We start from the raw sequence: 9,313 nt of genomic DNA, 5'->3' as shown, positions 1-9,313 counted from the left end.
TAAATATGGATTTGTGGGATTGAATGCTTTTGATATTCCCACAGCAATTTCAGATGGATTGAATGAAACGGGATTGTCTTTGAGCGCATTGTGGTTGCCGGGAACAGAGTATGAAGAGGTCGCTCCTGATTCAGATCCTACAAAGGTTATTGAGTTGTTCGATCTTCCTTCCTGGATTCTCGGAAACTTTGACACACTTGAATCAGTTAGAGAAGCTCTTGAAAGTATGACAATTTGGGGTGAAGAAAACGAACTGCTCGGTGAAGTGCCCCCTCTTCATCTGTCTTTGCATGACAAGTTTGGTGGAAGCATGGTTGTCGAGTTTATTGATGGTGAGATGAAAATCTACGATAATCCAAATGCAGTTCTTACAAACGCCCCGGAGCTTTCATGGCATCTCGAAAATCTGAGAAACTACGTTAATCTTAGTCCATATATGAAAGAAGGTGAAATAAACGGTATAACATATAAGGGAATGGGTTTTGGCAGTGGATACGTTGGAATTCCCGGTGATGGAACTCCTCCCTCTAGATTCGTTAGGATAACTCTGTTAAGAGAGTTTTCAAATTCCGTTGAAACGGAAGAGGAAGGAGTAATGCTTGCCCTTCATCTTCTAAATACTGTGGACATTCCTGCCGGAGTTTCAAAGAGAGAAGGAAATGGACCTGCATCTTTCGAGAACACTCAGTGGGTTACCATAAAGGACAATAAGAACCTCAAGTTGTATTTCAGGTCTTATGATTGCTCCTCTCTGTTTCTTGTAGATCTAAATAAGGTTGATTTCTCTAATGGGGCTGAGCATGAGTCAATAATTGTAGATAAAGAATTCTCAGTCGTAGATGCTTTTTGATTTGCCTGAAATTTTGCTATATTTTTCAGATTTGTGTAATCGATTACGGTAAGTAATTTTCAATGTAGGAGGTTTCGATGGGTTGTATTATTGGTCTTTTTCTTGTTCTATATATCTTTATAGATAATAATAATTAGGCATGTTCAAAACCCGTCGAAAACTCACAGACTTCTTTTCTGCTAAGTGTTTGGAGTCATGTTCAAAACTTTTTAGCTTTGAACATTGAATGTAGACAACTTTGAGATGGCTGTTTAGAAGAGAGTTTTGAGGTTGTTCAAAATCGTATAAGTTGTAATTAGCCATTATGGCTGGATACACGAATAGTCTTCATTAATCGTTGAGAATTAGTGGGGCAGTGATGTTCAAAACGAGGTTAGCAGAACGGAGAAATGAGGGAAAATGAATCTGTAATTGAGCTAGGAGACAACACTTTTGAACATGCGTAGGAAGCCATTTCAAGGTGATAATTGTCGAAAAACAAAAGTTATGAACGGCCCATGTTCAAAAGATCAGGTCGTTTAGGAAAGGCATTTCCCTATAATGAAGGTAATTTGAAGAAGGTTTCAAAGATCAAAAAACAGGGTGTCGCGAGTTTCTCTACACAGTATGGCTGCGACACCCTGTTTCGTTACAACTCCTGTTACGTTGCCTAACCCCTTCTGACTCCATTAAGCCCTTCAAATGTCTTCTCTAGAGCACGATACGATTCTTTGAAGAGGCGGTAAAGTCTGAGGTAATCTTCTTGCTCATCCCCGATCGGCTCGATTTCTTCGACATCAACGACAAAATTGCGAACCGCGGAGAAATCAAAAAGACCGGCACCAACTCCGGCTATCATTGCTGCGCCGATCGAAGTTGCTTCATCGACGTTTTGCGGAATGGAGATCGTCTTTCCGAGAATCGTTGAGATTATTCGCTTCCAAATTCTGCTTTTTATTACTCCTCCGATGACCCGTATCTTACCGATTGGCAGAGACTCTTCCAGACTTTCCAGAATCCATTTCAGATTCATCGAAACTCCTTCGATTACTGCTCGTACGATTTCTATCTTCTTGTGGGAGGCAGACAATCCTATGAAAGTACCTCTTGCATTGGAATTCCATATCGGACTTCTCTCTCCAAGCAGATACGGAAGATATAATATTGATTCACTATGACGGTGAGATTGGCAGAGCTGGGTGTCGAGATAAGTATAGATATCACGATCGCTTTCTTTCATGGACCAATCACCGTACAAAATATCCTTAATCCAGCTGTATGAGGTTCCGGCAGCCTGCATTGTGCCGGACGGAAAGTATAGGCCTTTTACTGCATGCGCCCCGGAGAATACACGCATTTCCCTCTCAAGTAAAGGCTCTTCGGTTATTGTGGAGATCCAGGCGGAGGATCCGAGGTATAGGTAGGTGTCGCCCACTTCAACGGCACCTGCTCCGACGGCTGCGCTGCAACCATCTCCTGCTCCGAGTATTACTTTGCATGAGTTTGGAAGGCCGAGGTCCGCCGCCACTTCTTTCTTTATTTCTCCCAAGTCGGTAATGGAGGCGTATACATCGGGAAGCTTTGAACTTTCAATTCCGAGAGCGAAAATCAGTTCTTCAGACCACGCTAGCCTCGAGATATCAAATAGAGCTGTCATAACTGCATCGGAAAAATCTGTCGCAAACTTTCCTGTCAGGCGAAGGTTTATGTAATCCTTTGCCTGAAGAAACTTGAAGGTTCTTTCATAGAGATCGGGCTCGTACTTCTTTAGCCAGGCTATCTTCAACCCCTGATATGTGGGCGAAAGTCTGGAACCAGTAATTTTGTAAAGATCGATTTCCGGGATTTTAGATAGTAGGTCTCTTGCCTGTTCGGTGCTTCTTGAATCTGCCCAAATAATGGACTTTCTAAGCAGGTCACCCGAGCTATCTACGGGCACTACTGCCATCATCTGTCCGCTAATACTGAGTGCAGAAATGTCTTTTGTGTCGATTTCTGCCTTATGAATGATTTCGAAAGTTGTCTTGCAGAAGGCAGTCCACCATGCCTCTGGATCTTGCTCAACCATTCCGGGACCGGAGTAGAAGGTTTCATAACCGGCGAAGGAGGAAGTGACAAGAGATCCGGTTTGGCTGAATAAAGTTGCCTTGTCCCCAGTTGTACCTAGGTCATGTGCCATTATGTACTTCAAGAATTAACCTCGCTTTCAAACAGGAAGTGAACTCATGATTTCATAGGAACCCATTCACGGTCTTCGATTGAATCCCAATCTGCCTCGAAATTGTCGATCGCCTTCAATGTGCCGCTGTGTGAGAAAAACTCGTTGTACATAACCACAGGAAGCGACATTCCGTAAATAGGTAGCTCGGCCATCTTGGAGATCTGTGTTAGAGTCTTGAAACTTGCAGCGATTAGTTTTGTCTCGTAGTTCCCATTGGACAAGACTTTCTGCATACTCCCGACAACAGATAGATCAATTCCCAGGTTTTCGATCCTGTTTGCATATGGCGCCACATAGTCGGAACCCGCTTCTGCAGACATCAGCACTTGAGGAACGGAGAAAACACCGGTAATCAAAGTATTTATATTCATCTTCTTGAATTCTCTCAAGACCCTTATGCCCGTTCGCGAGAAGGGGATCTTGAGGATTATCCTTTCGGGATCAAGCCTGAAGAGTTCCTTTCCCTCCCTGAGCACTTCATCGTGACCTCTAGAGGCACACTGGACAAAAAGAGAGCCCGTGAACCTATTCAAAATATCCTTTATGACTTCGAGCGGTTTTCTTCCCGTTCTCTTCAAAATACTTGGATTAGTGCTTATCCCGGAAAAGAAACCTAAATCGAACAATTCGCTTATCGCCTGTACGTTTCCATCATCTATAAAAAGCTTCATGTTTGCCTCCATTCATGTTCTCTTCATGCAAGATCGGCTCTTCCAGGGTATTTTTCGGAAAATTCCCTGTATATTTCTATCGCACTGCTGGAACCGAAAATATCCGCTCCTGCAGCCATGAATTCTTCAACTTGAGAGAGAGACTTTACTCCTCCCGATACCTTTATACCTTTTCCATCTCCCACAATTCTCTTTATAGTCCTTACATCTTCTATCGTGGTGGCTCTGGAACCGTATCCCGTACCTGTCTTGACGAAATCGACGTAAGAAAGTTTCATCAGAATAGAGCAAGCCTTTTCAATTTCGACTGTATCGAGATAAGATACTTCGATAATTACTTTGCAGGTGACATCCTTCAGGAGACCGGAAAGATAAGAGATCTCCCTTTCGAAGTAATCCCAGTCTCCGGATTTCATAGCGGAAATATTGGCCGTTATGTCGACATCTCTCACTTCGGGACCGAGCCTAAGCGACTCCTTAATCATATATGCCTTGGTCTCCGTTGTCTCGAACCCGAAAGGAAAACCCGAACCACAGGCCGCCGAGATATCCGTACCTTTGACTTTTCTAACCACTCTGTCCATCAAGTACCATGGGACTACAATCGCTCTGAAATCACAAGATACGCTATCGTCTATAAAGATTTCGGACTCTTTTATTGTAGCGGTCGCTTTCAGAAGCGTGCTGTCGAACCTTTTAGAGAATCTGTCAATCCTTTCCAAAGGTGCACCTCCGTAATCGAAATGAACGGGATAATCACACAAAACTCATCGAAATATATGATAGCGGTATCATATTTATCGTGAATCAATTATATAACACAAAACTCGAAAAAATTGAAACCCATCTATGAGCTAATTCGAAGCATATAAAAACTTGACATAATATTAGATTATGAGATAGAATAGATTGTTACATATGATAGCGGTATCATAAATGATTATGTATGCTGATCTTTGAGCAGGTGATGAGTTATGGCAGCGACGCTGGACGACATTGCGAAAGAGACGGGCCTCTCGAGGGCAACGGTTGCGAGGGCGATCGGGAAATACGGATACGTCAGCAAGAAGGCAAGAGAAAAGGTCCTGGCGGCAGCGAAGAAGCTGAACTACAAGCCAAACTACATTGCCAAGAGTATGGTTACCGGTGAGACGAAGAATATCGGATTGATTGTGGGCGATATTCAGAATCCCTTTTTCTCTACGATAGCGAGAGCGATAAGTGATGTGATTGTCCCAGAAGGGTACAGTTTGATTGTCACAAGTACCGACGAAAAAGTGGAGGTCGAGAAGATATCTATAGATCGATTTTTTCAGAAGCAGGTAGATGGCTTGATTCTCGCTCCGGTTTCGCGTAGCAATTCCGATCATTTGAAGGATCTTGTAAAGTCCGAAATTCCCATAGTGCTAATTGACAGAATCATTGAAGCCCTTGATGTTGATATGATTGTCAGCGATGACGAGGGTGGAGGCTTTGAGGCAGCTGAATATCTTCTTGAGCTTGGTCACAGGAGAATCGGTTTCCTTTCGGATACGCTTGACATTAGCACAAACTACGATAGGATTGCCGGATACAGCAAAGCCCTTTCAAAGTATGGCATAGAAGAAAAGCAGTCGTGGGTCAAGCTTGGCGGCTTCAGGGTTGAGGGAGCTTATAAAAGCGGAGTCTCTCTCCTGGCTCAGAACAAAGATATTACAGCGGTAATAACAACAAACAACTATATGGCGGCGGGACTCCTTCTTGCTGCGAAGGACATGGGAATTGAGATTCCGCGAGATCTATCGGTCATAAGCTTTGATGACATAGTCTGGTTTGATCTATGTAATCCTCCAATTACATCTGTGGCTCAGGATACGAGAGAAATCGGCAGTATAGCCGCGAAAAGAATAATGATGAATATCAGAGGTCAGAGATATGAAAAGGGACTCACCAGACTGCCTACACGACTGATCATAAGGGAATCATGTACCTCACCAAGAGACTGACAAAACTTCTTGATAAATATTTGGAGGTGTTTGGATTGACACTGGAAGATTTTTTGACTGATGCAAAACAAAGCGTACTCTTTACTGCCCCTACTCTTGAGAAGGATCTTTCCGCCTTCCTTGAAGAACATACGGAAAGGATCAAGAATCTTGCGAAGACTGCCTTAGATAAAGGCTATAAGCAGATTTACTGGGTAGGTAGCGGGAACTCCTGGTGTAATCTCTATTCAGGAGATTATATACTCAACAAGATGACGGATCTTCCCTCCAATTACTACAAAAGTTATGATTTCATATGGACGAATCCTTCAAGACTTGACAAAGACGCGTTGGTAATACTGGCCTCCTTCTCTGGAAATACCGAAGATACTGCCGCAGCACTTAGATTTGCAAACGAAAAGGGAGCGACAACGATTTCATTTACAAGCAAACCCGACAGCATTCTGGCAAAGGAAGCAGACGAATCGATAGTTTATGACTCTAATGGACTGTTTATACTTCCACTCGCCGGAGCCTTCATATTCAGTCTTGAAATAGCCAGGCTCAAAGGGAGAGACGTTTCGAAGTTATCCGAACAGATAAAGATTATGCCTGAACTGTTGGGCAGAATATACAAGGAAGAGGAATCAAGAGCCTACAGACTGGCCAGGAAGTATCAGGAGAGTGATCTCTTTTACGTACTCGCGAGCGGAGCGGCCTACGCCATAGGTTATAAGTTTGGACTGACTGTCTTCATGGAAAACATGAGAGTCAACGCTTCATTCATGGAAACATCGGAATTCAGGCACGGCCCGGCGGAAATGCTGGACGGTCATAAGCCGGTAATGGTCTTCCTTGTGGGCAGCGACGAATCGAGAGATATGAGCGAACGGGTCATAAAAATCGCTGAATCCAATGGTTCAGAAATAATACGCTTTGATGTGAAGGACTACGGCGACTTCGATCCACTCTTCGCCCCCTTCCTTCTGATGATCCCTCTCCAGTGGTTCGCAGTATATTCGGCCTACTACAGAGGGATCTTCGATCTCGATGAGAGGGTCCTTATGGGAAGAGGAAAGATGTCAACGGGTAATCAAATAACCTGGCCATGATTTTTTTCATAACAGGGAGGATTGAAGGCAGATGAGATTCGAGAATGTATTGGTTGTTGATCCTATCGACGGAGAGTTTGTTGGAAGTGTTGAAACTGAAGAAAGCATAATCTCGAGAATTGAGCGAATTCAAGGGGCTCAAGAATTCGAGAGAATACTGATGCCGGGATTTGTTGATCCTCACACTCATGGCTCAGTAGGTGTGGACACTCTTTCCATGGACGTGGAAGCTTTGAAGAAGTGGGAGGACTTCCTTTACACTCAAGGAGTGACTTATTTCCTGCCTACTACTATGTCATCGACTCCTTCGGCCATCCTTTCTGCTGCTAGAGTAGTAAGAGATTACACAAAAAATAATAATCTGACTTCAGTTGGGGGAATTCACTATGAAGGCCCCTACCTGAGTCTAAAGAGAAAGGGAGCTCAGAATCCAGAACTCATTCGAAGCATAGACCTGAAGGAAATTGAGGAGACGCTAATCGAATCGGTGAAGCTCATTACTATGGCTCCGGAGCTCGAGGGATTCTCACAGGCGCAAGAGCTGATACAGAAGCGCGGTATAACTCTTTCGTTAGGACATACGGATGCAACTTACGGGGATATGGAGAGAGCATACAATCAAGGCTGCGATAGAATAACCCACTTCCCCAACGGGATGAACACTCTTCATCACAGGGAACTGGGCTGCGTTGGAGCTGTTCTTTCACTGCCTTTTTCGGCAGAGATGATAATTGATGGAATTCACTCTTTGCCGGATTTTGTGAAGCTTGTATTTGGAATAAAGGGCCCGAAGAAGATCATGATAGTTACCGATACTATCGATGCGACAGCCATGCCCGACGGAGAGTATGAACTGGGAGGACAGAAGGTCATTCTGAAAAATGGAAGACCTACTCTGGAGGACGGAACAATAGCCGCTGCCGTACTTGTCTTCAGCGGAGCTGTCAGAAATTTCAGGGAATTCACGGGATGCTCACTTAAAGAGCTTGCAATGGTCTCTTCTCTCAATTCTCTGAACTCTATTGGCATAAAGGATCGCGGAAGAATCTCCGAGGGCTATCGCGCAGATCTGGTATTGCTCGATGGAAATCTTGAAGTTGAAGAAACCGTTCTGAACGGGAAGACGGTGTTTCAATCCTGAGTAGGATCTCTTCCTACCAAGTTGCGGAGGGGTCGTGTGGAACCAATAAAAGTGTACATCGTTGACAACGGTACGGCGGAGATCAAGACATTATCTGAACGGATTTCCAAGCTGAGATGGAATATGCACGTAGAGACGGTTTCAGAAGATCCCTTTGTCGGAGAAACCTCGAGGTCCAATCAATTCTATACGCTGAACAAGTATCTAAAAAGCAAGTACGAAGGTTTCTCTAGCCTGATTGACGACATGATCTTTCTCGTGAGCCTTGACGATCCCTTGAGGCCCGGTAGAATAGTCGAAGCCAACAACAGCGTGGTTCAGAAGCTTGGATATTCCTATGAAGAGCTTCTTGAGATGAGTTTTTATTCGGTTGCCGGCGATCTCGATTCTGAGATGAAGAAGATCAGAGCCGATCTTCAGATAAAGGGAATGTGTACGACGGATTCATTTCTTACTATGAAGAGCGGCGAGAAGCTTCAGGTTGAGATTTGCCTGAAGGTTCTCGACTTGCAGAACTCCATAGTCACAATGGTTGTGGCCCGAGACACAAGTGCCTATAGGAAGGTAGCGGCAGAGATTCAGTGGAGACAGAATTTCGAACGGGTCATTTCAGAGGTTTCCGGAGCACTCAAGGAGTTTGAGAACATAGACGACGCAATCGAAAAAGCGCTTAGACAACTTGGAGAGCTTACTTCCGCCGATAGGGCCAATGTCTTCTTACTGGACTACAGAACCAATTCGGCAAGAAACACCCACGAATGGTGTAGAGAAGGCACCAAGGGTGCAAAATCATATCTTCAAAACATGCCGTTCGAAGAGTTTTCCTGGTGGATAAATGAAATGAAAAGAGAGGGGGTTCATTCTTATGTTGTTAGTGAACTCCCCGAAGAGGCTAGCAGAGAAGCAGAAATTCTTTCGCAGCAGGGAATCGTTTCACTTGTTGTCATTCCGATTTTCTCTAGGTATAGGCCTGTTGGTTTCGTCGGATTGGAAAGGCTTAGCGGCCAATTTGATTGGAGTAAGGCAGACATAAAGCTTCTGGAGGTCTTCGCCGGATTGATATCCGGAGTAATAGAATTCTCAAGATTCATGTGAAGGGAAGAAATCAACCGAAGGTCAGAGGCGTCAGATATTTACGAAAGAGAGTCCTTGGTTCTTTGGGAAGAGCAGTTACAAGCTCTAGGCGCGAAGAAGAACAAAAGACTAGACGAAAGCTGGGCAAGAACAGCCCAGATCGCAATGCCCGCTTAGCGGGGAAACAAAGGATCAGGTTAAAAGAGCGGTTAAGAGAACCCCGGGTTGATAAGAGCGGGTTAGGAAGTACGAGTGAAAGGAAACCAAAATGTGTGAATAGACAGGTTTTCCGGTGTCTGTT

The 9,313-nt window shown here is 44.3% G+C and carries 8 protein-coding genes; 5 read left to right on the top strand and 3 right to left on the bottom strand.

All coding sequences use genetic code 11. The features are described from left to right. On the top strand, nucleotides 1-850 hold an 850-nt coding region (locus tag ENN47_03185), incomplete at its 5' end, for a linear amide C-N hydrolase (GenBank protein ID HDP77186.1). Between the two features lie 649 nt (nucleotides 851-1,499). On the opposite strand, the gene ENN47_03180 is transcribed toward ENN47_03185, so the two are convergent. Genes ENN47_03180 through deoC form a run of 3 tightly spaced genes read right to left on the bottom strand, consistent with a single transcriptional unit; the run spans nucleotide 1,500 to nucleotide 4,443 of the window. Then, the gene (locus ENN47_03180) at nucleotides 1,500-3,020 is read right to left on the bottom strand and encodes a sugar kinase (GenBank protein ID HDP77185.1); all 1,521 of its coding nucleotides are present in this window, start codon (nucleotides 3,018-3,020) and stop codon (nucleotides 1,500-1,502) included. A gap of 32 nt (nucleotides 3,021-3,052) precedes the next feature. After that, a complete protein-coding gene (locus ENN47_03175) occupies nucleotides 3,053-3,733 on the bottom strand; it encodes a transaldolase (protein ID HDP77184.1) in 681 nt (226 codons plus the stop codon). A gap of 11 nt (nucleotides 3,734-3,744) precedes the next feature. Further along, nucleotides 3,745-4,443 (bottom strand): deoxyribose-phosphate aldolase, encoded by a 699-nt coding sequence (gene deoC / locus ENN47_03170; protein HDP77183.1) that lies wholly within the window; start codon nucleotides 4,441-4,443, stop codon nucleotides 3,745-3,747. A gap of 252 nt (nucleotides 4,444-4,695) precedes the next feature. On the opposite strand from deoC, the gene ENN47_03165 reads away from it, so the two are divergent. The 4 genes from ENN47_03165 to ENN47_03150 are packed head-to-tail and all read left to right on the top strand — an operon-like array spanning nucleotide 4,696 to nucleotide 9,033. Continuing rightward, a complete protein-coding gene (locus ENN47_03165) occupies nucleotides 4,696-5,706 on the top strand; it encodes a LacI family transcriptional regulator (protein HDP77182.1) in 1,011 nt (336 codons plus the stop codon). A 35-nt stretch (nucleotides 5,707-5,741) separates the two neighbouring features. Beyond that, a complete protein-coding gene (locus ENN47_03160) occupies nucleotides 5,742-6,797 on the top strand; it encodes an SIS domain-containing protein (protein ID HDP77181.1) in 1,056 nt (351 codons plus the stop codon). Nucleotides 6,798-6,828: 31 nt separating this feature from the next. After that, nucleotides 6,829-7,938 (top strand): N-acetylglucosamine-6-phosphate deacetylase, encoded by a 1,110-nt coding sequence (gene nagA, locus ENN47_03155; GenBank protein HDP77180.1) that lies wholly within the window; start codon nucleotides 6,829-6,831, stop codon nucleotides 7,936-7,938. A 36-nt stretch (nucleotides 7,939-7,974) separates the two neighbouring features. Continuing rightward, on the top strand, nucleotides 7,975-9,033 hold the full coding sequence (locus ENN47_03150; GenBank protein ID HDP77179.1) for a GAF domain-containing protein: 1,059 nt from the start codon (nucleotides 7,975-7,977) through the stop codon (nucleotides 9,031-9,033). The last annotated feature ends 280 nt before the right edge of the window (nucleotides 9,034-9,313 follow it).

It is taken from the genome of Mesotoga infera (assembly GCA_011045915.1).
GTDB lineage: Bacteria > Thermotogota > Thermotogae > Petrotogales > Kosmotogaceae > Mesotoga > Mesotoga infera_D.
The sequence above is the reverse complement of the archived record's forward strand: the minus strand, read 5'-3'. Positions and strand labels throughout refer to the sequence as shown.